21 protein-coding genes and 1 pseudogene are annotated in these 22,386 nt (G+C 59.3%); 14 read left to right on the top strand and 8 right to left on the bottom strand.

Going from position 1 to position 22,386, the window contains the following annotated elements; genetic code table 11:
* The first annotated feature begins 24 nt into the window (after nucleotides 1–24).
* A complete protein-coding gene (locus tag FYJ31_RS03845) occupies nucleotides 25–588 on the top strand; it encodes a DNA-deoxyinosine glycosylase (RefSeq protein WP_014485082.1) in 564 nt (187 codons plus the stop codon).
* A gap of 14 nt (nucleotides 589–602) precedes the next feature.
* Here FYJ31_RS03845 and FYJ31_RS03850 read toward each other — a convergent pair whose 3' ends face one another.
* Complete coding sequence (locus FYJ31_RS03850; RefSeq protein ID WP_154536026.1) at nucleotides 603–1,757, bottom strand: type II toxin-antitoxin system HipA family toxin; 1,155 nt, start codon at nucleotides 1,755–1,757, stop codon at nucleotides 603–605.
* Nucleotides 1,754–2,023 carry a helix-turn-helix domain-containing protein gene (locus FYJ31_RS03855; protein WP_014485083.1) on the bottom strand — a complete coding sequence of 90 codons (270 nt, stop codon included), beginning with the start codon at nucleotides 2,021–2,023 and terminating at the stop codon, nucleotides 1,754–1,756. The genes FYJ31_RS03850 and FYJ31_RS03855 overlap by 4 nt, the downstream gene beginning before the upstream one ends.
* A gap of 238 nt (nucleotides 2,024–2,261) precedes the next feature.
* On the opposite strand from FYJ31_RS03855, the pseudogene FYJ31_RS12710 reads away from it, so the two are divergent.
* Nucleotides 2,262–2,460, top strand: a pseudogene (locus FYJ31_RS12710) (aldo/keto reductase); the annotation flags it as partial.
* A gap of 12 nt (nucleotides 2,461–2,472) precedes the next feature.
* A complete protein-coding gene (locus tag FYJ31_RS12715) occupies nucleotides 2,473–2,805 on the top strand; it encodes an aldo/keto reductase (protein WP_229773836.1) in 333 nt (110 codons plus the stop codon).
* On the opposite strand, the gene FYJ31_RS03865 is transcribed toward FYJ31_RS12715, so the two are convergent.
* Nucleotides 2,802–3,020 carry a hypothetical protein gene (locus FYJ31_RS03865; protein ID WP_007056345.1) on the bottom strand — a complete coding sequence of 73 codons (219 nt, stop codon included), beginning with the start codon at nucleotides 3,018–3,020 and terminating at the stop codon, nucleotides 2,802–2,804. The two genes, FYJ31_RS12715 and FYJ31_RS03865, sit on opposite strands and share 4 nt — an antisense overlap.
* Nucleotides 3,017–4,663, bottom strand: a complete 1,647-nt coding sequence (locus FYJ31_RS03870; protein ID WP_195839436.1) for a Y-family DNA polymerase — start codon at nucleotides 4,661–4,663, stop codon at nucleotides 3,017–3,019. Before FYJ31_RS03870 ends, FYJ31_RS03865 begins: the two co-directional genes overlap by 4 nt.
* A gap of 181 nt (nucleotides 4,664–4,844) precedes the next feature.
* On the opposite strand from FYJ31_RS03870, the gene FYJ31_RS03875 reads away from it, so the two are divergent.
* The 9 genes from FYJ31_RS03875 to purD all read left to right on the top strand — a co-directional run bounded on the left by FYJ31_RS03875 (nucleotide 4,845) and on the right by purD (nucleotide 15,293).
* Complete coding sequence (locus FYJ31_RS03875; protein ID WP_032744450.1) at nucleotides 4,845–6,329, top strand: adenosylhomocysteinase; 1,485 nt, start codon at nucleotides 4,845–4,847, stop codon at nucleotides 6,327–6,329.
* Between the two features lie 39 nt (nucleotides 6,330–6,368).
* Nucleotides 6,369–7,742, top strand: a complete 1,374-nt coding sequence (locus FYJ31_RS03880) for an amidohydrolase family protein (RefSeq protein WP_012578228.1) — start codon at nucleotides 6,369–6,371, stop codon at nucleotides 7,740–7,742.
* Nucleotides 7,743–7,810: 68 nt separating this feature from the next.
* A complete protein-coding gene (locus FYJ31_RS03885; RefSeq protein ID WP_032744452.1) occupies nucleotides 7,811–8,281 on the top strand; it encodes a cupin domain-containing protein in 471 nt (156 codons plus the stop codon).
* Between the two features lie 204 nt (nucleotides 8,282–8,485).
* Complete coding sequence (locus tag FYJ31_RS03890; RefSeq protein WP_012578230.1) at nucleotides 8,486–9,349, top strand: ABC transporter substrate-binding protein; 864 nt, start codon at nucleotides 8,486–8,488, stop codon at nucleotides 9,347–9,349.
* 109 nt (nucleotides 9,350–9,458) lie between these two features.
* Nucleotides 9,459–10,346: an amino acid ABC transporter permease gene (locus tag FYJ31_RS03895; protein ID WP_195839434.1), complete on the top strand. Its 888-nt coding sequence runs from the start codon at nucleotides 9,459–9,461 to the stop codon at nucleotides 10,344–10,346.
* Nucleotides 10,343–11,128, top strand: coding sequence for an amino acid ABC transporter ATP-binding protein (locus tag FYJ31_RS03900; RefSeq protein ID WP_154536029.1), 786 nt, complete (start codon nucleotides 10,343–10,345; stop codon nucleotides 11,126–11,128). Before FYJ31_RS03895 ends, FYJ31_RS03900 begins: the two co-directional genes overlap by 4 nt.
* 201 nt (nucleotides 11,129–11,329) lie before the next feature.
* On the top strand, nucleotides 11,330–12,841 hold the full coding sequence (gene purF / locus FYJ31_RS03905) for an amidophosphoribosyltransferase (RefSeq protein ID WP_077424194.1): 1,512 nt from the start codon (nucleotides 11,330–11,332) through the stop codon (nucleotides 12,839–12,841).
* Nucleotides 12,842–12,960: 119 nt separating this feature from the next.
* On the top strand, nucleotides 12,961–13,998 hold the full coding sequence (gene purM, locus FYJ31_RS03910; protein WP_154536030.1) for a phosphoribosylformylglycinamidine cyclo-ligase: 1,038 nt from the start codon (nucleotides 12,961–12,963) through the stop codon (nucleotides 13,996–13,998).
* 26 nt (nucleotides 13,999–14,024) lie between these two features.
* Nucleotides 14,025–15,293, top strand: a complete 1,269-nt coding sequence (gene purD, locus FYJ31_RS03915) for a phosphoribosylamine--glycine ligase (RefSeq protein WP_154536031.1) — start codon at nucleotides 14,025–14,027, stop codon at nucleotides 15,291–15,293.
* 374 nt (nucleotides 15,294–15,667) lie between these two features.
* Here the strand turns inward: purD and FYJ31_RS03920 are convergent, their stop codons facing one another.
* The 4 genes from FYJ31_RS03920 to FYJ31_RS03935 form a co-directional block, all read right to left on the bottom strand.
* Nucleotides 15,668–17,317: an aldehyde dehydrogenase family protein gene (locus FYJ31_RS03920; protein ID WP_154536032.1), complete on the bottom strand. Its 1,650-nt coding sequence runs from the start codon at nucleotides 17,315–17,317 to the stop codon at nucleotides 15,668–15,670.
* 109 nt (nucleotides 17,318–17,426) lie between these two features.
* Nucleotides 17,427–19,505, bottom strand: coding sequence for an LTA synthase family protein (locus FYJ31_RS03925; RefSeq protein ID WP_154536033.1), 2,079 nt, complete (start codon nucleotides 19,503–19,505; stop codon nucleotides 17,427–17,429).
* A gap of 258 nt (nucleotides 19,506–19,763) precedes the next feature.
* Nucleotides 19,764–20,687: a metal ABC transporter solute-binding protein gene (locus tag FYJ31_RS03930; protein ID WP_071478212.1), complete on the bottom strand. Its 924-nt coding sequence runs from the start codon at nucleotides 20,685–20,687 to the stop codon at nucleotides 19,764–19,766.
* 213 nt (nucleotides 20,688–20,900) lie between these two features.
* On the bottom strand, nucleotides 20,901–21,671 hold the full coding sequence (locus FYJ31_RS03935) for a hypothetical protein (RefSeq protein ID WP_154536034.1): 771 nt from the start codon (nucleotides 21,669–21,671) through the stop codon (nucleotides 20,901–20,903).
* Nucleotides 21,672–21,721: 50 nt separating this feature from the next.
* Here FYJ31_RS03935 and rpmB point away from each other — a divergent pair, with 50 nt between their 5' ends.
* Both rpmB and rpmG read left to right on the top strand, forming a co-directional pair.
* Nucleotides 21,722–21,958 (top strand): 50S ribosomal protein L28, encoded by a 237-nt coding sequence (gene rpmB / locus FYJ31_RS03940; protein WP_012578240.1) that lies wholly within the window; start codon nucleotides 21,722–21,724, stop codon nucleotides 21,956–21,958.
* A gap of 172 nt (nucleotides 21,959–22,130) precedes the next feature.
* Nucleotides 22,131–22,301 (top strand): 50S ribosomal protein L33, encoded by a 171-nt coding sequence (rpmG, locus tag FYJ31_RS03945; protein ID WP_012578241.1) that lies wholly within the window; start codon nucleotides 22,131–22,133, stop codon nucleotides 22,299–22,301.
* Nucleotides 22,302–22,386 lie beyond the last annotated feature (85 nt).

The following is a 22,386-nucleotide window of genomic DNA, read 5'->3' on the forward strand; positions in this document are numbered from 1 at the left end:
GTGCGCTCAATCGCCCGATTTAGGATGGAAACCATGAGCGAACATGTGGAGCATGGGTTTGGGCCGGTGTGGGATGGCGAGTCGCGGGTGCTGATTCTGGGGTCGATGCCGAGCCCGAAATCCCGAAAAGCGGCGTTTTACTATATGCATCCGCGGAACCGGTTTTGGCCGGTGTTGCAGGCGCTGTTTGCCAACTCCGCTGATCCTACTGACGCTGTCGGCGATTTACCTGAGTCCCGTCGTGCGTTTGCTCTGCGCCACCACATTGCGTTATGGGATGTCATTGCTTCTTGCGATATCACCGGAGCCAGCGATGCCAGCATCCGCAATGCCGCGCCCAACGACTTGGCACCAATCTTGCGCGGCGCTCCAATCGCCCACATCTTCACAACCGGCGCGAAATCAGCGCAACTTTACCGCAAACTTATCGAGCCGCGCCTGACCGAAGCCGGTATCGCCATCGGCATGACCCAACTGCCCTCCACCAGTCCGGCCAACGCCTCAATGCGTTTGCCGGACCTTATCACCGCCTATCGCGAAGCTTTTCAAAAGGCAAACGTGCTAGAGAATGCGTATTGGAAAAACTAAGCATGGCGAAACCATCAATCTCGGACGGCAAACCCAGTATCACGAATCCTATCTTGCATTTCATTGGCAATAGCAATACAGCGCGCCCGCGAAATACCAGCCTTCACACCGACACTAGCCAAATCCGCAATAGTGATGTTCTTCCCCTTACCATTAACCGAAGTGGTGTGCTCGCCGTTTATCCCGGGATTCTCTGTCAAATCATATCCAGGCGACAATCTCCACGCTTGGCGAGAACGATCATAGAGATAAGAGAAATTCTTCGCATGATCGTCGCGGTTTCCGATGAACACGTTAAAGCACATGAGACGGTACAACCGCTCGCACTCCTCTGCGCTGTTGCACACACGCATAGTCAGCCGCATCAATAGTCCGTAATCCAAATTGGGAATACGATGCGACGTTTCCAGCAATCCGCCGGCGGAAATCATATGCACCTTATGTTCGGTGCCATCGTCATCCCGCGTACGGTCAAACCGCCGGACACCGAAATATCCAGAACATTGCGCTGATGCGAACAAACGAGTTTCCGGCATATCAATGCCGCACTCGCGCGCAAGTACAGAAATTTGATACTCCTGTTCTCCGATATTCGCCGAGTCTACGGATGAGGGGAATTTGATAATCCATTCTTCTCCATCAACCTCAGTCAGAATTTTCGGCCGCGCGCCACCGGACGAGCCACCAAGTGCAAAAAGCTGATCCAAATCCTCAGAAAAATCAGTTTCCAGAAGATTCGCGCACTCTCTCGCTATATCGTCCAAGTCGGTAGCTGCAACGCTATTTTCAATAACCGCTGCTGGTTCATATTCCAAGGCTCCCATGCCGCTTGATCCCACAATGGACAGCCTCGTCAAGGTTCCGATAGAGTAAGGGTCTATTCCTCTCTGGCGCAGAAGACGATCCGTGAGCAAACGCCCCCACCCGTCTGGCATACTGTCATCGAACACCCCAAACAAACCATGCAGTGGATCTCTTTTGGCGACAAAGACCCCCTCACGTAATGGCAGACTCAGCGGACTTATGCTGAATCCACTGGACAACCACGAGCTTTCGTACGAGAACGCCACTGTTTTTGCCGGCGACAGCGTCAGCGAGCCAACAATTTCACCATCCAAAAACACCCGTACCCGATCAACCGATAAATCCAACGGCACTGTCTCGCTCATCGCGCTTCCCTCTCCCGCGCAGCAATGACATCATCGATAGTTGCATAGTACGGCTGTGAAAACAGTGTCTCAAAATCCTGCTCGCAACTCAGCACAAACGCGATATTGATGAGCGCCGTCAACGAAATTTCGTGCTGCTGCTCGAACCGTCTGATTGAGCCAAGACTCACACCGGATTTTCTAGCCAGAGCCGTTTGCGATAACTTATGCTCTTTGCGCCTGGCAACCATGCGTTCGGCAATCGCAGCCGAAACATCCCCAGGCATAGGCTCATCTAACAAAGAAAACATACTAATATATTAGCAATTTATGCCTAAAAAGCCAATAATTACTCATATATTAGCAGTTACTGATTGCGGCAAATTGGTCACGGGACTACAACCGGCGTGTCGCGGTAGCCACCAACTTGCATTCAAGTGGGGTTGAACTGTTTTAATCGAATTGTTAGCGTTCACGGCCGGCCATGAAGAGACGGCGGTGACGATTAATCATCAAGGAGTACACATGAAGTATCGCAGCGTCGGCAAGTCGGGACTGAAGATCAGCGAGGTCGCGCTGGGCAGCTGGGTCACGGATCTCAAGGGCACAGCGGCCGAGAACGTGACCAAGGAGACCGCGAAGCTCGCCTACGATTCCGGCGTCAACTTCTTCGACTGCGCGGACGCTTACTCGGGCGGCGCCGCCGAACGATTCCTCGGCGAGACGCTGAAGCAGTATGAGAGACCTGGTCGCCCAGGGCAAGGTGCTGTATTACGGCGTTTCCGAAGAGTGGGGTTCGGCCCGCCTCGAGGAAGCCCCGCGCATTATCGACCGCTACAACCTGTACCCAATCACCGTGGTTCAGCCGCAGTACAACCTGCAGGATCGCTATATCGAGCATGAGATCATGGGCACCTGCCGCAAGCTCGGCATTGGTATCACCACGTTCTCCCCACTCGCGCAGGGTCTGCTGACCGGCAAGTATCGCAAGGGCCAGCCGCTGCCGGCCGGTTCTCGCGTCACGTGGGCTGACGAATCTGAGACTTCCTCCAACGGGAGCGATTGTTAAGCGCCGAAATCGGTATCGCCTTGGGCCTCGGCCTGGGCGATGGCGGTTTCGGCGTTTTTTGCTGTTTGCTCAATGACCTGGTTGTATCCGGTCAAGGCCGCGAACGGCATGAACTGGGCGGCCCGCTGGTGACGAGACATATGCGGATGCTTGCGTGATTGGTGGTGTGGCAGGTTGATGATGTCGTCGTATGCATGGGTTTCTTGCAGGGTCATGCGCGATGGCCTCCGATCTGACGGTTGCGAGCCTGACCGGTGGCACCGTCTTCCATATCCATGGCTTTGATGACGGCGTTGCGGCCGAATTTACGTTTCACATCCAGCAGCGCACGCTGGATATCATGCTCTCGAGCCAACGTCTGTGCGGCGGCATCGTCCCCACAAGCCGGCATACGCCCGCTTCCGTCGCCACCGGATTCCGTGCTATCACAGTCATATCGCATATCGCCATCATCACCGAACAAATCAAGCTGCTCATAGCGTTTGCCCGCCGCCAGTTCTTTGGGCGTGGCCACATCATCGGCAACAACTGTGAGTCGACGCACCAGCAACCGCGCATCCACAATACGCTCGTACAGCATGGTCATCGCCTCGCGAATACGTGCGGCAGACGACGTAAAATCGCCCAATCCAATCGACCCCACGGCCGACTTAGGCACCCGACGACCGAAACGGTCAACGGTCACCGGCCCTTGATAGGTCTTTGCCGCGCGTTCGGCGGCACGCCTCATCGCCCGGTCTGCGCATGAATCAAGCTTCGAAGCATCGAGACTGCCAATGTCATAGCCGACCGCCAGTGTCAGCCGATTCGTCATCACCCCCTTATCGACCAGATCGAGGGCCAGCGCATCGGCCATCTCCTTGGTGATCAGCCGGGCCGTGGCATAGTCGGCGGGACCGGTGAGCACCTGACCGCTGCTGATGCTGTGCGCATCCGGCTCATAGGATCGGATATCCGCGATTTCGCACGGCTCCCAGCCCCACGCATGGTCGATGAGCAGTTCGGCATTGACACCGAACATGCGATACAGCAGGTCTTCGTTGTAGTAATCCGAAGCACGACCCACCGAGCATCGGGCGATATCGCCCATGGTCATCAGACCGGCGTGCTCGAGTTTTCTGGCATAGCCGCGCCCAACCCGCCAAAAATCGGTGAGCGGACGATGATCCCAAAGCAGCCGACGATATGACATTTCATTCAGTTCGGCCACGCGCACGCCGTCCTTGTCGGCGGGCATGTGCTTGGCGACGATATCCATGGCGACTTTGGCCAGATACATGTTGGAGCCAATGCCGGCAGTGGCGGTGATGCCGGTTTCATCGAGAATTTCGCGCACGATGGTTCGCGCCATGGCATGCGGCCCCATACCCAGCGAGCGCAGATATGGCGTGACGTCGATGAACACCTCGTCAATCGAGTAGACATGGATGTGCTCGGGTGCGGCGTATTTGAGGTAGATGCCATATACCTGCCCGCTGACCTCCAAATAGTGCGCCATGCGCGGCTTGGCGATGACCATCGAGGCTTTGAGTCTCGGCGAGCGTTCCAGGTCGCGCGCATCGCAGGACTCCCCGATTAATCGGCCGCCGGGAGCATGGACCGCGCGCTCGATGTTGACTCCATTCAGGCGCTGTTTTACCTCGAATAGCCGCGCACGACCGGGAATGCCATAGTTCTTCAGCGAGGGTGAGACCGCCAAACATATTGTCTTATCGGTGCGGGTTTCATCGGCCACCACCAGATGCGTGGTCAACGGGTCGAGTCCGCGCGCCGCGCACTCCACCGAAGCATAGAAGGACTTGAGATCAATGGCAATATAGGTATGCTCGCGTTGCGTCGATACCGTTCCGCTGTCCATCGCCATCACCTCCTTACCACCGCCGGCCCGACCAGCATATCAATACGGTCGAACATTTGTTCGATACAACATGCCTGTTCGAAGCTGCCAAAGTCGACGCACGCAACGCGCCCAAGCACGCTCTTCACCCACACCACACGCGCAGCGGCAGAGCAGCGGCATGCATGCGTACCATGGGAATATGAAGAAAAGCATTACGGCAGACAGCGATTTTGCGGCGTGGGCGGCAGCCCGATCCCAGAAAACGAATCGATCACTGGCAGGAGCCCGCCTCGCGATTCCGGAGCCGCAGAAGCATGCCGAAATCAAGTCTCAGGCCCAGCAATGGGGCATGACCGTCGAAGATGCCACGATGACCGACGGCCACAGCGAGGAATTCCTCTGTGACGGCACACAAAGCATTGATTCCATTGCCGACATGCGCACGGCAAGTGGGCTGGAGGCAATGGAGTACGCGGAACAGCACATGCCGGTATTACGCGACACCATGGATGACCTCACCACCCGCGTCGATTTCTCAGGCATTCGTATTGCCGTCTGCCTGATACTGGAGCCAAAAACCGCGATTCTGCTACGCAAGCTTAAGGCCGCCGGCGCAATCGTCGGCGTATATTGCGGCCCGGATTCCACGGATCCCCGAGTGGCGGAACAGCTGCGCCGAGAAGGAATCACGGTCGAATCCAGCCGAGCCTGGACCGCGGAACAGGCGCACGAGGCAGCCCTGCGCCTGCTGGACAAGATACAGCCGAACATCATCATCGACGATGGTGCCAGCTTCGCCCGTCTCGCCTCGCTCGAACGCCCCGAGCTCACGGCGAATCTCATTGGAGTGGCCGAGGAAACGACCAGTGGCGTACGCGCGTTCCAGCAGATGCAGGAAGCGGGAGCCCTCACCTACCCGGTCGTAGCCGTTAACGACAGTGTGCTGAAAACCGGATTCGACAACGCCCACGGCACTGGGGAGACATGCGTGACCACCATGCAGCGCATTCTCGGCGAGCATGCATTCGACGGTAAGAACGTCACCGTCATCGGCTACGGCCCGGTCGGCCAAGGCTTCGCACGGCGTATTCGCGCGCTTGGAGCCGAAGTCACCATCTGCGATATCGATCCAGTGGCTTCACTCAAAGCGGTGTTCGACGGCTTCGCCGCACAAGACATTGACGAGGCACTCCCTTGCGCGGATATGGTGGTGTCCGCCACTGGCGTGAGACATACAGTCACACTTGAGCACATGCGCGCAATGCACGAGGGCGCGGCGCTCGCAGTGATCGGCGGCATCGCCAACGAAATCGCCTTGGACGAGGTAAGCGACTTCACCCCACAGGTCAACAGGGACACCGCGCAACTCATTGTTCCCGACGGGCCAACGCTCACGCTAATCGCCGACGGCGATGGCGTGAACTACACGGTGGGAGGCGGCAATCCAATCGAGATCATGGATCTGAGCTTCGCCGTACAGGCCAGCGCCGTCGCATATCTTCTGGAACATCGAGGCACACTGGATCACACGCTTATCAGACTTGACGCAGCGACCGACCAGCGCATCGCCGCCAGCGCGCTCAAGGCGCGCGGATACCGAGCCAGCCATGCCGTGGAGGACAACGGCTACGATTGGCGACTGACCAGATTCGCGGAAAACGACCGAGAGAACGCCGACCGATAGCCATAGACACGGCACCGAACACAACGCAGCGAGGAGAATATGACCGACAACACCTGGCCGACCGTCGATACCGAGCTTATCGATGATGTGACACTGTATTCCGCCAAACTCATCATCCCCGTGACGGGCCCCGTCATCATCGATGGCGCAGTTGCCATACATGGCGACCGCGTGGTTCATGTAGGTAAACGCCGCTGGGTGCTGGAGGCGCTGAAGCAGGAAATGACGTCTCACGGCACCATCCGTGAACGGCATTGGGATGGGGTGCTCACCCCCGGATTGGTCAACGCGCACACTCATCTGCAGTACAGCGGCATGGTGCAGGTCGGGCAAGGCACCTACGATCGGTTCCGCGCCTGGGAACTGGCATTCAACGAGGTGTACGCCGAGGCGCAGAAGACCCAGCCATGGAAGCAGTGGGCCGAGGACGGTGCTCGCCAGATGGTCGAATCGGGAACGACGGCCGCCGCAGACATCGTCACCGATTTGGACGCCGCCGGCGCGCTGGCTTCGCAGGGCATGCACGGCATCGCTTATTGGGAGGTAATGGGCTGGCACAACGACGAATGGATGGAAAAGGGCCGCACCGAGCTCATCCGGCAGTTGCGCCGGATGAACGAGGAGCAGCTGCCGAACCTCGGCATCAGCCCGCATGCTCCGTATACGCTGGAGTCCGAACCGTTCGTTGATCTTCCAGACATTGCTCGTCAGCTGAACATGCGACTGCATATCCATCTGGCGGAGACCCCGCTCGAGGCCGGCACTTATCCGCCGGTGCTCACCACTTATTCGGCGTCCGACTGGCGTGACCACGATTGGGAAAGCTACCGGCAGCTCAAGGACGTGGGCAAAGGTGCCTCCGCCATCCAGTTCGTCGATCAGCTTGGCTCGCTTGGCCCGGATGTGCACATTGCACACGGCGTGTGGGCCAATGGCGAGGATCGGCGTATTCTACGTCAGCGCGGCGTGGGCGTGGCCTTGTGCCCCCGATCGAATCGCATTACCAACACCGGCAAAGATGCACCGGTGCGCGAATACCTCGAGGAAGGTAATCTGGTAAGCGTGGGCACCGATTCGCTCTCCAGCACGCCGACCCTCGATCTGCTTGATGACGTGTCGATGCTTTACGACCTGGCCCGCGAACAAGGCTATGCCAGCGACGATCTGACACATCGCCTGATTCGTATGATGACGCTGGGCGGTGCCGCCTCCATGGGTATGCACGTGGGCCGAAACCGCATTGGACAGATCAACGCGGGCGCATTGGCTGATTTCGCGTTCTTCGACATCCCCGTCGACACATCATCTCCGGCCGGCATCGAAGAAACACTGGAAACACTGGTGAAGCACGGCGCAGGCACGAACCGAGCCACGGTGATATCCGGGCGCGAAGCCTACAACAACGTCTGGTGACACCGCTGACCCGACCTGATATCAAGAAGCCAAAACCAGCAAACCCGCCAAGAACAGGAGATCTCATTATGAGCGTCGCTTTGCAAGACATGAGTCCATACGCCCGGTCCATAGTGGAACGCCTTGGACTGGAAGCCCACCCCGAAGGCGGCTGGTACACGCGTGACTGGCAATCCCCGCACACAGATGAGGCTTCAGGCCGACCGCTATCGTCACTGATTTACTTCCTGCTGCCCGAGGGAGATGCCAGCACCTGGCATAAGGTCGATGCGGATGAGGTCTGGCTGTGGCATGGCCCGGCATCGGTCAAGCTGGAACTCGGCGGCAGCGGCGAGACTCCGGAATCCGACGAATCCAAGCGAACCGTAATCACCCTGGGTTCCGGCATCACCACCGATCAGGCCGACGTAACCGTATCGGGACATGCGGTCGTACCGGCTGGCGTCTGGCAGCGCACAGTGCCTGGCCAGGGCGATGCGCTGGTCTCCTGTGTGGTCAGTCCGGGATTCGTATTCGACGGCTTCACACTCGAACAGTGAACGCCATTTCGCTCTGCGCCAATATGAGATATCGTTCGCTTACGCGCCAGATTGCGCGGCTCTAGCCGGCCATAAGCAATGGAGATAACCAGCATCCGAGAATATCGCTGTTTTGCAGTAACCCAATAGCCATACAATTGGCGCGCATGCATCAAGCACGACTTTGAACCGTGTGCATGACGAACACTTGAGGAGAGGAAGCCCATGTTCAATAAGCAACACATCGTCCGTACCATTGCGTCCACCGCCAGCATCCTGGCTCTGTCGTTCACCGCAGCCTGCGGTTCCGGCCAGTCCACCGCATCCAATTCCGCCGATTCGAACGACATCACCCAGCAGACGTACAAGCCGGGCAAGCTGACCATCGCCACCGGACAGCCGGCCTACGAACCGTGGGTTATGAACGACAAGCCGGAAAGCGGTGAGGGCTACGAGGCGGCCGTCGCCTACGCAGTGGCCGACAAGCTCGGTTTCAAGAAGAGCGACGTGGTGTGGACCCGCACCGCATTCGACACCGCCATCGCTCCCGGCGCCAAGGACTGGGATCTCAACATCCAGCAGTTCGGCATCACCGACGAGCGCAAGAAGGCCGTTGACTTCTCGTCCAGCTACTACAACGACAGCCAGTCCGTCGTGGTCAAGAAAGATAGCAAGTTCGCCAACGCCACCAAGGTATCCGATCTGAAGAATGCGACCGTGGGCGTCATGGTCGGCACCCTTGCCTACGACTACGCCAAGGCGAACATCAAGGACGACATCCAGACGTTCAATGATGATGCCGCACTGGCTCAGGCACTTGACGCCGGTCAAATCGACGCACTGGTCACCAGCACCGTGGAATGCGTGTACATGGTGCAGTCCGAGCAGGTCAAGGACGCCAAGGTGCTCGGCCGTCTGCCTGACTCCGAAGACAAGAGCGGCATGGGCATCGTGCTGCCGAAGGATTCCAAGCTAACTGCAGCCGTGACCAAGGCAGTGGATGACCTGAACGCCGACGGCACCATCAAGAAGCTTCAGGACAAGTGGCTGGCCGAGTACACCACCGACCTGACCGAACTGAAGAAGTAAGTGGAGTAGGCTCACATCATAAGGTCACAACACCTTGGCCGGGCGCTGCGGAAATTGTCCTGTGACACCCGGCCATTCCGGCATTCAGGAAGCGAGCGACATTCATCACATGACCGCAGCACCAACCGAAACCAGGCAGCACAATGCCCCTGACGGACACGAGGTAAGTCAGGTCGAGCTCAAACGACACCAATATCGTGTTCATCAGCAAATTCAATCGACGATTACCAGTCTGATCAGCACCATTGTGTTCGTTGTGGTCATCGTCATCGGCCTGAAGCTCTCCCCCGGCTGGCCACGAGTCAAGGAGACCTTCTTCTCCGGCGAATACTTCGTCAAATCGTTTCCCCATGTGCTTGACGGCCTATGGCTCAACATCCGCGTTCTGCTCGTCGCAGTGGTCGGCGTGGCGATTCTCAGCACGCTGATCGCATTGGTGCGCACCAGCCGCTCCCCTATTCTGTTCCCGCTGCGTATCCTGGCATTGATCTACACGACTGTGATGCGCGGCGTGCCTATTATCGTCGTGCTGTATCTAATCGGTTTCGGCATTCCCGGCCTAGGCTTGTTCGGCCGTATCGATCCCTCGGTACTCGGCACCATTGCAGTGGTAATGGGATACAGCGCCTACGTCTCCGAGGTGCTGCGTGCCGGTTTTAACGACGTACATCCTTCTCAGCGAGCCTCGGCCCGCTCGTTGGGCCTGACCTCCGGCCAGACGACCCGACTGATCGTCATTCCTCAGGCATTGCGCAAAGTCGCGCCCGCACTGATGAATGACTTCATCTCCATGCAAAAGGACGTCGGCCTGATTTCCGTGCTGGGTGCGGTGGATGCCGTGCGCGCCGCACAGATCGACGTGGCCAGCACCTACAACTTCACGCCGTATGTGGTCGCCAGCCTGCTGTTCATCCTGATGAGCGTGCCGTTCATCCTGCTGAACGACTGGTACACGGAACGCCTGCGTAAACGCGAACTCAGCGGAGGAACGGTATGAGCGAAATGACCAATATCAACACCGAGGCGAGTGACTCCCCCGTGAGCAACAAGACGGTGCTGCGTCTTGATGACGTGCGCAAATCCTTTGGAAACACGCAGGTGCTGCGTGGCATTTCCTTTGACATTCACCAACATGAGGTGGTGGCTTTGCTGGGGCCTTCCGGTTCGGGCAAATCCACATTGATGAAATGCGTCAACCTGCTTGAACAGGTCGATGACGGCCAGATTTGGCTGGGCAATACCGATATCACCGACCCGCGTGCCGACCAGGACAAGATTCGCGCACGTATCGGCGTGGTGTTCCAGCAGTTCAACCTCTTCCCCCACATGTCGGTGCTCAGGAACGTGACCCTTGCCGCAATCAAGGTTCACCACTGGAGCAAGGATCGCGCCGAAACCCGCGCTATGGAACTGCTTGAACGCATCGGCATGCGCGATAAAGCCAGCGCCTACCCTGATCAGCTCTCTGGCGGCCAGCAGCAGCGCGTGGCGATTGCGCGCGCACTGATGACCGACCCGGAACTGCTGCTGCTTGACGAGATCACATCTGCTCTTGATCCGATGCTGGTCGGCGAAGTGCTCAACATGGTTGCCGAGTTAAAGGCCCAAGGCACCACAATCCTCATGGCCACGCACGAAATGAGCTTCGCCCACGACGCGGCCGACCGCATCGTACTGCTCCGTCACGGCGTCATCGCCGAGAACGGCACACCCGCCGAGGTGATGGACGAGTCGCAGGATCCCGAGACCATCGAGTTTTTCAGCCATTTCAGGCACTGAGACGAAGCCGAAGAACAAGCACCGGATTCATACGCCGAAAGGCCAAAATACTAAACCACTATTCACACTCCACTGATCTGGTGCTTAAACCGCGTCCGCGAACCCCAACAAGTTTCACCACCACCCCACAACACGCGATGTAGCCGCCGATTGGTAGGGTTGACGGATAGTTAATCCCCTGTTTGAAAAAGGAGCTTTGGCTTGTCGGCTGAACTCGAAGACATTCACGAGGAATGTGGCATCTTCGGCGTGTGGGGCCACCCTGACGCCGCCCGACTCACCTATTTCGGCCTGCACGCGCTGCAGCATCGCGGTCAGGAGGGCGCCGGTATCGTCTCCAACGATAACGGCCATCTGACCGGCCATCGCGGACTCGGCCTGCTCACCCAGGTGTTCAGCGACGAGCGCGAAATCGAACGACTCAAGGGAGACCGGGCCATCGGTCACGTGCGCTACGCCACGGCCGGCTCGGGCACCACGGACAACATCCAACCGTTCATCTTCCGCTTCCACGACGGCGACGTGGCCCTGTGCCACAACGGCAACCTGACGAACTGCCCGTCGCTGCGCCGCAAGCTGGAGGACGAGGGCGCGATCTTCCATTCGAACTCCGATACCGAAGTGCTCATGCACCTCATCCGCCGTTCCCTGCAGCGCACCTTCATGGACAAGCTCAAGGAAGCGCTCAACACCGTGCACGGCGGCTTCGCCTACCTGCTCATGACCGAGGACGCGATGATCGGCGCGCTCGATCCGAACGGCTTCCGTCCGCTCTCCCTCGGCAAGATGAAGAACGGCGCCTACGTGCTCGCCTCCGAGACCTGCGCCCTCGACGTGGTCGGCGCCGAACTGGTGCGCAACATTCGCCCCGGCGAAATCGTGGTGGTCAACGACCACGGCTACAGGATCGTGCAGTACACCAACAACACGCAGCTGGCCATCTGCTCGATGGAATACATCTACTTCGCCCGTCCGGATTCCGACATCTACGGCGTCAACGTGCACTCCGCCCGCAAGCGCATGGGCGCGCGTCTGGCGCAGGAGTCCCCGGTCGAGGCCGATATGGTCATCGGCGTGCCGAACTCCTCCCTGTCCGCCGCATCCGGCTACGCGGAGGCCGCCGGGCTGCCCAACGAGATGGGCCTGATCAAGAACCAGTACGTGGCCCGTACGTTCATCCAGCCCACACAGGAATTGCGCGAGCAGGGCGTGCGCATGAAGCTGTCCGCCGTGCGCGGCGTGGTCAAAGGCAAGCGGGTGGTCGTCATCGACGATTCGATCGTGCGCGGCACCACCTCCAAGCGCATCGTCCAGTTGCTGCGCGAGGCCGGCGCCGCCGAAGTGCACATGCGCATCAGCTCACCGCCGCTCAAATACCCGTGCTTCTACGGCATCGACATCTCCACCACCAAGGAACTCATCGCCGCCGAGAAAAGCGTCGAGGAGATCCGCGAATACATCGGTGCCGACTCGCTGGCCTACCTGTCGCTGGACGGTCTGGTCGAATCGATCGGCCTGAACGCCGACGCCCCTTACGGAGGCCTGTGCGTCGCCTACTTCAACGGCGACTACCCCACCGCGCTCGACGACTATGAGACCGACTTCCTGAAATCCCTCACGCCCGAAGACCGCGTGCGCCTGCCCGAATTCGCGCTGTACAAGAGCAAGTACATCGGCAACGAATACAACACCGTGCAGCCGGAAGCCGAATAGCTCACCACCAATCCACTCAATAACAATTCTTTGAACCAGAGGCGCTTGCCTCCCCTCAGTCGGCTTTGCCGATAGCCCCCCTCCAGAGGGGAGCCAAAATAAGTAGAAAGGCCAACCAAATGCCAAAAGCATATGAGAACGCCGGCGTGAGCGTCGAAGCCGGGTACGAAGTCGTCAAGCGTATCAAGTCGCACGTGGCCCGCACGAACCGCCCTGGCGTAGTTGGCGGTATCGGCGGTTTCGGCGGTCTGTTCGACCTGGCCTCCCTGGGATACAAGGAGCCGGTTCTCATCTCCGGCACCGACGGCGTGGGCACCAAGCTCATGGTCGCCAAGCTGGCCAACAAGCACAACACCATCGGCATCGACTGCGTGGCCATGTGCGTCAACGACATCGCCGCCCAGGGAGCCGAGCCGTTGTTCTTCCTTGACTACATCGCCTGCGGCAAGAACGACCCGGCACTGCTTGAGCAGGTCGTGGCCGGTGTGGCCGACGGCTGTGTACAGGCCGGTTCCGCGCTGGTCGGCGGCGAAACCGCCGAAATGCCGGGCATGTACGACGTGGACGAGTACGATCTCGCCGGATTCTCGGTCGGCGTTGCCGAAAAGTCCGCCATCGTGGACGGTTCCACCATCGTTGAAGGCGACGTGCTCATCGGCCTGCCCTCCACTGGCGTACACTCCAACGGCTTCTCCCTGGTGCGCAAGGCCCTGTTCGAGCAGGCTGGCTACACCGTGGACACCAAGCTCGACGAGCTGGGCGGCGAAAAGCTCGGCGACGTGTTGCTCACCCCCACCAAGATCTACGTCAAGGCCCTCTCCCCGCTGTTCAAGGCGGGCGTGGTCAAGGGCGTGGCCCACATCACTGGCGGCGGCTTCATCGAGAACATCCCGCGCATGATCCCGGACGGCCTGGCCGCCGAGATCGAGCTCGGCACCTGGCCTGTGCTCCCGATCTTCGACGTGCTGGAGAAGGCTGGCAACATCGATCACAAGGAGATGTACAACATCTTCAACATGGGCATCGGCATGATGCTGGCCATCGACCCCGCTCGCAAGGACGAGGCGCTGAAGCTGCTCGCCGACAACAACGAGCCCGCCTACGTGCTCGGCCAGATCACTGCCGACACCACCGGCACGCAAATCGTACTGAAGTAACTCGCTTTCCGCAGGAAAGGAACAACATGGGTCAGAAAGTATTGGTTATCGGCTCCGGTGCGCGTGAGCACACCATTGCCTACACGCTGCTCAAAGCGCCGAGCGTCGATGAGGTCACCGTGGCGCCCGGCAATCCGGGCATGGTCAGGGACGGCATCCACATCACGCAGCTGAGCCAGTCGAACCACGCCGCACTTATCGAATTCGTGAAGAATAATGGCTATGACTGGGTGTTCGTAGGTCCGGAAGTCCCGCTGATCGAAGGCATCGTGGACGATTTCGCCGCCGCGGGCATCAAGGCGTTCGGCCCCTCCAAGGCCGCCGCCCAGATCGAAGGCTCCAAGAACTTCGCCAAGCAGCTCATGGAGCGTCATGACATCCCGACCGCCCACTACCAGACCTTCATCGACCTGGAGATGGCGCAGGCGTACGTGCACGAGCATGGCACCCCGATCGTCATCAAGGCCGACGGTCTGGCCGCCGGCAAGGGCGTGACCGTGGCCATGGACGAGCACACCGCCCAGCGCGCGCTCGAGGACATCTTCATCGACCACCGCTTTGGCGCCGCCGGCGCCAAGGTCGTCATCGAGGATTTCCTGGAAGGTCAGGAGTTCTCCCTGATGAGTTTCGTCAACGGCACCGATTTCTGGCCGATGCCGATCTCGCAGGATCACAAGCGCGCCCATGACGGCGACGAGGGCCCGAACACCGGCGGCATGGGTGCCTACAGCCCGGTGCCGCAGATTCCGCAGTCCGTGATCGACGAGGCCATCGAGAAAATCGTGCGCCCCACCGTCGAAGGCATGGCCGAGGAAGGCACGCCGTTCACCGGCATCCTGTACGCCGGCCTGATCGCCACCGCCGACGGCCCGAAGGTCATCGAATTCAACGCCCGTTTCGGCGACCCGGAAACCGAAGTCGTGCTCCCGAAGCTCACCTCCGACCTCGGTGCCGGCATCTCCGCCATGCTCAACGGCGAAACCCCCGAATTCACGTGGAATGAGTCCAACGCCACCCTCGGCGTGGTCATCGCCTCCAACGGCTACCCGGAGAATGTCATCAAGGGTGCCCGTGTGCCCGAAATCGAGGTCGACGAGAATTCGCATGTCTACTATGCCGGCGTCACCTCCGACGACAAGGGTGGTCTGATTGCCAACTCCGGCCGCGTCCTGCTCGTCGAAACCTCCGCCCCGGACATCAAGTCCGCCCAAGACAAGGTCTACGCGATCATCGACAAGCTCGAGCTGCGCGGACTGTTCTACCGCCACGACATCGGCTTCAAAGCCCTGAAGTAACAGAAGCGGCGCATCTGCCGCATATTTTTGTCCCGGTGGCCATGTCAATCGATTGACGTGGCTACCGGGCCAGATTTTTCTGTCCCGGTAGCCGATTTCGGCTCTTTTTCGCAAACCAGGACAGTTGAACACCTCGAATATAGGAATATTTGGAATTCCCTTCCATGCAAAACCGCACTATTCCGCCATTTTCGTAATACGCGGACGATACTTTCGGCGTCAGTTTTGTCCCGGTAAGCAGAAAATGACTCGAAATCAAATACCAGGACAGAAAAATCTGGCCCGGTACACGAATCAATCGATTGACGTGGCTGCCGGGACAGCGAACGTCACTATGACAACGCCATCACCCAATATCAGCGAGCGATATCACGCTAGCTGAATTTGGCGATGATGTTGAACAGTTTGGCCTTGGCTTCATTGAAGGGCGGGTACACGAGGCGCAGAGTGTCGGGGAACTGCGGCTTGGTAACCACGGTTTTGACGTGGCTGAAGGTGAGGAAGCCTGCTTTGCCGCGGTAGGCGCCGATACCGGAATCGCCCACACCGCCGAACGGCAGTCGGCTGGAAAGCAGATGGCCCAACGGCAGCGAGTATCCAAGAGCACCGGAACTGGTCTGACGTTCGAAAGTCAGCCGCACCTCGTGATCGCGCGAGAACACGTACGCAGCCAACGGTCGAGAGCGCTTGTTGATGAATCGGATTGCGGACTCGGCATCCTCGACCACCAGAATCGGCAGAATCGGCCCGAAAATCTCCTCCTTCATTACCGGCGCATCTGGCGACGTGCCGTACAGTACGGTGGGCGCGATATATCGGGCGGCGCGATCGACCTTGCCGCCGCAAACGATTCGACCGGCCGGGTCGAACACGCCGGGCACCTTGTGAATCTCGCTCGGCTCGACAGCGGCCGAGGCAGTCGCATCACTATCAGCGGCTGCCGTATTCGAACCGGCCGCCGGCTTCGCCGCATTGTTCGCGCTACCGGCACCGCCACCGGCAGTCTCCCCCGCGCTTCCGCGTCCGGCAGCCACGACATTGAAGCGCCGCCCGACCATATCCATGGCCGCGCCTACCGCCGATGCCACCTGCACCAGCGGCGAGCTCGGCTCCTCAGGCGGCACGGTGCCGACGGGCAATAGCTTGCACAGTCGTTCAAAATGACGATCGTTGATAATACGACCAAAATCAGGCGAGGCTTTCGGATCTTCACCATAGAATTCGGTGATGGCTACGGCGATACGTTCGGCCAGAGCCTCGGCCACATCCGGCGTGGCAAGCACATAGTCGGGTGCCACACAGGTCTGTCCGGCATTGGTGAACTTGCCCCATGCGATACGTCGTGCAGCTACATTGATATCCGCCGTACGGTCTACGAAACACGGTGATTTGCCGCCAAGTTCCAGCGTGACCGGCGTCAGGTGCTTGGCCGCCGCCCGCATGACGATTTTGCCGACGTGGCCGCCGCCGGTGTAGAAGATATGGTTAAACTGGCACTTCAGCAGTTCGCCGGTTTCCTTGGGCCCGCCTTCGACCACGCGCACGGCCTCGGGGTCAAGGTACTGCGGCACGAGTTCGGCGATAAGACGCGAGGTATTCGGCGAAAGCTCGGAGGGTTTCAGACAGATGGCATTGCCTGCGGCTAGCGCGTCGGCCATGGGCTCCAGAGCCAACAGCACCGAGTAGTTCCATGGCGAGATGATGAGTACCACGCCTTTGGGTTCGGCGATCGTCCAGCCGGCGGCGGGCTGCAGCATCCAATGCATTGCCTTGGGATGGCGAGCGGCCCATAAACCGAGCCGATTACGGACGAACTTCGCCTCGCTGGCCACCAGATTGAGCTCCATCAGTATGGTTTCCGCCGCGGGTTTGCCCAAATCGGCCATGGCCGCGGATGCGAAGGCGTCGCGGTTGTCGGTCACCAGCCGGCATAATGCGTCCAGCTGCGCCCGCCGCCAGGCCAACGGTCTCGTGCGGCCTGATTCATAGGCGTGACGTAGCCGGGTGAATTCCACATTGACCATGACGCTTCCTTCCCACACACCCCCGGAATGGTCTTCCCGGGTGCCGACCTACCCATCGTACGTCATCGCGCCCGCGTCCCGCCGTCGCGCCGGCGCGCGCCGCCCGGGTTTACGGCAACGTCATGAAATCAGTGTCTTTGAGGTAGTTTTTGCCGGCAGTGATGTCGTATTGGATGAGCTTGTAGTCGGCAAGCAGCTGCTTGGTTTCCTTGTCGAAGTCATCGGTGGACATCGGGTTGCCGTTCTGATCAAGGTAGATGTTCTGGCCTTCGGGGATGCGGTCCCAGCCTTGGATCTTGTTGACCACGGGCGGTTCCATGGCGGCGATCTTGGAATGCATCTCGGTCAGGAACGCCAGATACGGGCTGACCTTGGCGTTCATGTGATCGGCGGCCTGCGCCACGAAGAAGTTCGGCGAGGAGTAGGCTGCATCACTTGCTTTATTGCCTTGGGAACCAGAGACCTTGTTCGACCAGATGAAGTAATCGGTCAGGTGCAGGGCCAGGGAGTTATTGTCATCCTCGCTGGCGGACGAGTAGATGCCCGGCAAGTGGTCGCCATAGAACACCACGGTGACGGGCTTATCCAGCGCATCCAGTTCATTCAGGAACTCCTGAGTGGCCTGATCAGTAATCTCCACACCCTTTTGATAGGTCTCAATCGACTGCTGTTCATCATCACCCAGCGGCGTACCCGTGGTGGATTCGGCGGTGTAGTCGTTATTCTCATACCACTCGTGGTAGGGCATGTGATTCTGCATGGTAATGATCTGGATAAATTTGTTCGTCTTGCCGGACTTGATGCCTTCCAGCGCAGAATCATAGGAAGACTTATCAGAAACGTACGGCGACTCGTCGATCTTGTCCTGATACTTGATCACGTCCGGACCGGTCAACGTGTAGAAGTGCGAGAAGCCGAACTTCTTGTAGTTCGTGGCACGCGAGTACATGCTGGATTCGTACGGATGATAGCCGAGCGAGTTGGCGGGCGCGCCCCACATCTGGTTGATGGTGGGGGTCCAATGCTGGCTCGGGACCAGCTGCTGGTACGGGCTGGACAGGGAGGAATCGAAATTGGCCATGCTCAGGCCGGAAAGTCCCATGTATTCGAGGTTGGCCGTACCGCCGCCGTAGCCGGAGGAGAGCATCAGGCCGGAGGTGGTGCCCGCCTTGATCTTGCGGATGTTGGGCATCGAATCCTTGCTGGTCTTCAGTCCCGGCACGCGGCTCGGGTCGGAGAAGGATTCGGACAGCACGTACACCACTGTCGAATCAGTAAGATTATTGGTGCGGGAGGCGTTGATCATCTCCGTTTTCTTCTGGTAGCGAGCGGCGACCTTCTTCATGGTCTCCTCGGAGTAGTTGCTCGGCTCGTCCATGATCTTCGGGTTGAGCTGGCGGGTAAAGGCTACGAGCGGACCGTTGCGCTGCGCGTCATACACGGAATCCCACATGGATGGCGTGTCTCCCAAGGCGCGGGAGAACTTGTTGGCCAGCGAAGCGGTGGTGCTCACATGCATGCAGTACAACGCGAACACCAGAATCGGCAGCAGCAACAGGATCAGACGGGACGTGAGGTTCAGGCGGCGATCATCCGTTTGAATCATGCGGCCTTTGCGCCCGTCGGCGTACCGCAGCGCCAATACCGGGACGAGCAGCACGGCGAACACGGCGAGCGCGATGAGGATGGTCACGTGCGCGCCGGCCGGGGCGAAGGTGAGCATGTTGCCGGTATTGGAGCCGAGGAACCCGAGATCGGCGGGCAGGATGGCCTCGTAGCGGATCTCGATTTTGAAATGCTCGATGACGGCCACGATGATCCCGGCCGCGAGCATCACGATGCTCGACGCCCAGAACCGGTTGAGCAGCATCAGGAGCATAAGGTACAGCAGCGCGACAAGTATCACGTTGAGCACGAACACGAAATTGCCGTCGGTCCACATCTTGCTCACGAAGCCGAATCCGACGGTCGGGCTGGACAGCTGCACGCGGGTGGAGCTAGACGAAACGCCCACTTCGAGCGCCGTCACGACGATGATGTCGAAGATAACGAAGAGCACGCCGTACACCCAGCCGGGGAAGGGCTTGTGGGGGTGCTGGGGCGTGACTTCATTGGCTTCGGCCTTTTTGGCCCAAAGCTTGAAATGGGGTTTCACTGTGGTGGTGGTACTACTAGTGTTCTCGCTCATTCGCCTGTTTCCGTATGTGACTTTTCAAGTGCATATTGTCGCCACTGAACTTTGGAAAATCCATAGTTCCACTATTTTCTTACCGTTTCCTAACTATTCACCCTAACGCAAAGGGTGCCTCGGGACATCCCCGAAGCACCCTGATATATAAGGAGCCTTCCCTGATAGCGAAGTGTTCTGTTCTCCCCTAGACAACGCCTCGCTATCTGACTTGGCTATTTCCCTTATCGCTGTTGCGGATTGCCGGCTACTGCCGCATTACTTCACGGCGGCGGCGAACTGGTCGACCAGCGCGCTCATCCAGTCGAGCAGGTTGGTGTACTGCTTCGGCATCTGCTCGGTGAGCTCCACGATCGGCACGCTGGCGTCCTTGGCGGCACCGGTGATCTGGTCAGTGGTGGAGGTGGCTTCCTGACTGTTGAAGACGAGCATCTTGATGGAGCCAGCCTTCAGGGTGTCCTGAAAGTCCTTGATGTCGGCCGGGGTCGGCTCGCTCTCGTTGGCGGAGGCCTGGGCGTAGCCCTTCGGGGTGGCGTCGGTCATCTTGAGGTCGTCGGCCAGGTACCAGGCCACAGATTCGGTGGCGGCGTACGGCAGGCCCTCGGTCTTGGCGGAAGTCTCCTTGATCTTGGACTCAAGCTGGTCTTCCTTGGCGTGCCAATCCTTGTTGAGCTTGGCGTAGTCGTCCTTGTGGCTCGGGTCGGCCTTCTGATAGGCGGCGGTGATGGCGTCGGCGGTGCTGGAGCGCACCTTGGCGGAGAACCAGACGTGCGGGTTGTCGCCTTCCTTGATGCCGGTGGTCTCGGCGGCGGTGACCAGCGTGGCCTTGGTCGACTTGGCGGCCTTGGTGGCCCACGGGTCGTAGTCGGCGCCATTGACTACGGCTACCTTGGCAGTGCCGAACTTGGCGACATCCTGGCTGGTGGGCTCGTAATCGTGCGCCTCGACGTTGGTCTTGGCCATGATGTTGGTGACTTCGACGTTGCTGCCGCCGAGGTCTTCGGCCACGGAACCCCACTGGTTGATGGAGGCGACGACCTCGATCTTGCCGGAAGACGCGGCGCTGCTGGAATCGGACTTGCTGCCGGCGGCATTGCTGGAACCGCAGGCGGCCATCGAGAACAGGGTCGCCGAGGCGGCCGCGATGGCGAGCGCGCGCTTGGCGTTGGACATGATGGACATGATTGGATTTTCCTCTCTAATTCAGCTGTTTGGCTGGGCGATGTTGCTGTTGCTGCATCATCGCCCGGCCACCCACACGACAGAATAACATGTATTGAGAATTATTATCATTTGCATTTACGTCGGCGTGTTGCACGCGCACACCCGCGCCGCCGGCGGAAATCCCGCGCCACCTTCGTTCGGACGCGGGGGTTCTGCCGTTTGCCGCACATGTCACAACGGCATCGCGGCACAGACCGACGCCTGCACCAGGTCGACGAGCCCCACGGTGCAGGCATCCTCACAGACCAGCGCATCACGCAAGGCGATTGCACGGATGATGTCGCGGCAGGCGCACTCCCCGTCTGTATCCAAATGGCGTGCCAGGCAACCGGCACCAATGACCGGCAATTCGAGCACGCACGAGGCCTCACGGATCAGGCGGGAGACCACTACGCCGGTCGAACGCTCGTCATAGACGCCGTTCTCCTCGCCCATGCCGTACAGGCACAAACGGTCGTCGTCAAAGAATCGCTCTTCGAATTCGTCAAGGCCTACGGCATTGGCCACCGCACCCACGAACATCGACTCACCCCACTCGTTGAGACGGAAGGAATCGGCCAGATACTGCGCGACCGGCGTGGCCTCAAGGCCCACAGGCAGCGAGACCAGAAACGCGCCGGCCCGCCCTTGCAGCGATCCGAGCGTCCGTTCAAGGTCATGTTTGACCGTGCAGCTCATGCAGCACCCCTCGAGCCCGAACGAATCGGACTCGCCGAACACCACCCCGCTTGCCTGGGGCTTCGCGACGTTGCGCACGATATCGAGACCGGATTCCACGGCTTCGTTCGGGCGCACGTCATAAGCAATCGAGCATACGGACGGGAAGGAATCGACCAACGAGAACGCCACGGAGTCCAGGCTCAGGCGGTCGGCGCCGGTGAGCAGCACCACGGGCGTGCGCCCCTCCGCGTTTCCCTGTGATTGCAATGCCGGATGAATCATGACAGCCTTTCTAATTTGATAATGGTTATCATTATGATATAGTTGCAGGCATGTCCAAAACATGTCAAATTCTGGGAACACGCGCCGGGGTCGGCAACCGCGTCTCCCACTCGCACAGGAAAACACGCCGAACCTTCGCCCCGAACCTGCAGTCCAAGCGGTACTGGGTGCCGTCCTTGCAGCGGCACGTCACGCTTACCGTGAGCGCCAAGGGCATCAAGACCATCGACCGCATCGGCATCGAGGCGGCGATCGCCCGCATCCGCCGCGATCAGAATGTCAACTGAACCGGCCACGGCATCACCCCCCCATGCTCGGGCAGTCAGTAGGCCCGCCACTGTGCCGGCGCGTAACCGCGCAACAAACCGCGCTAACGAGCTGCATCACCCACATGGCACCGCGACGTACGCGACATACGTGACATAACAGCGTGACACCCACACATAGAAAGCACCACTCATGGCAAGCAAATCCTCCGCAATCCGCCCGGTCATCACCCTGAAGTCCACGGCCGGCACCGGATTCACCTACACCACCACCAAGAATCGTCGTAATACGCCGGACCGTCTTGAGCTCACCAAGTTCGATCCGGTAGTCCGCAAACGGGTGCTCTTCCGAGAGACCCGCTAATCCATCTGTTCGTTCATTGGACACCAGTCGCGAGGCGAGGAAGAGGCTTAAGCACCCGCCGAAATCGTTTCCTTGTTGGCATTCC

This window comes from Bifidobacterium sp. WCA-178-WT-4B (genome assembly GCF_009696495.1).
GTDB classification, from domain to species: domain Bacteria; phylum Actinomycetota; class Actinomycetes; order Actinomycetales; family Bifidobacteriaceae; genus Bifidobacterium; species Bifidobacterium infantis.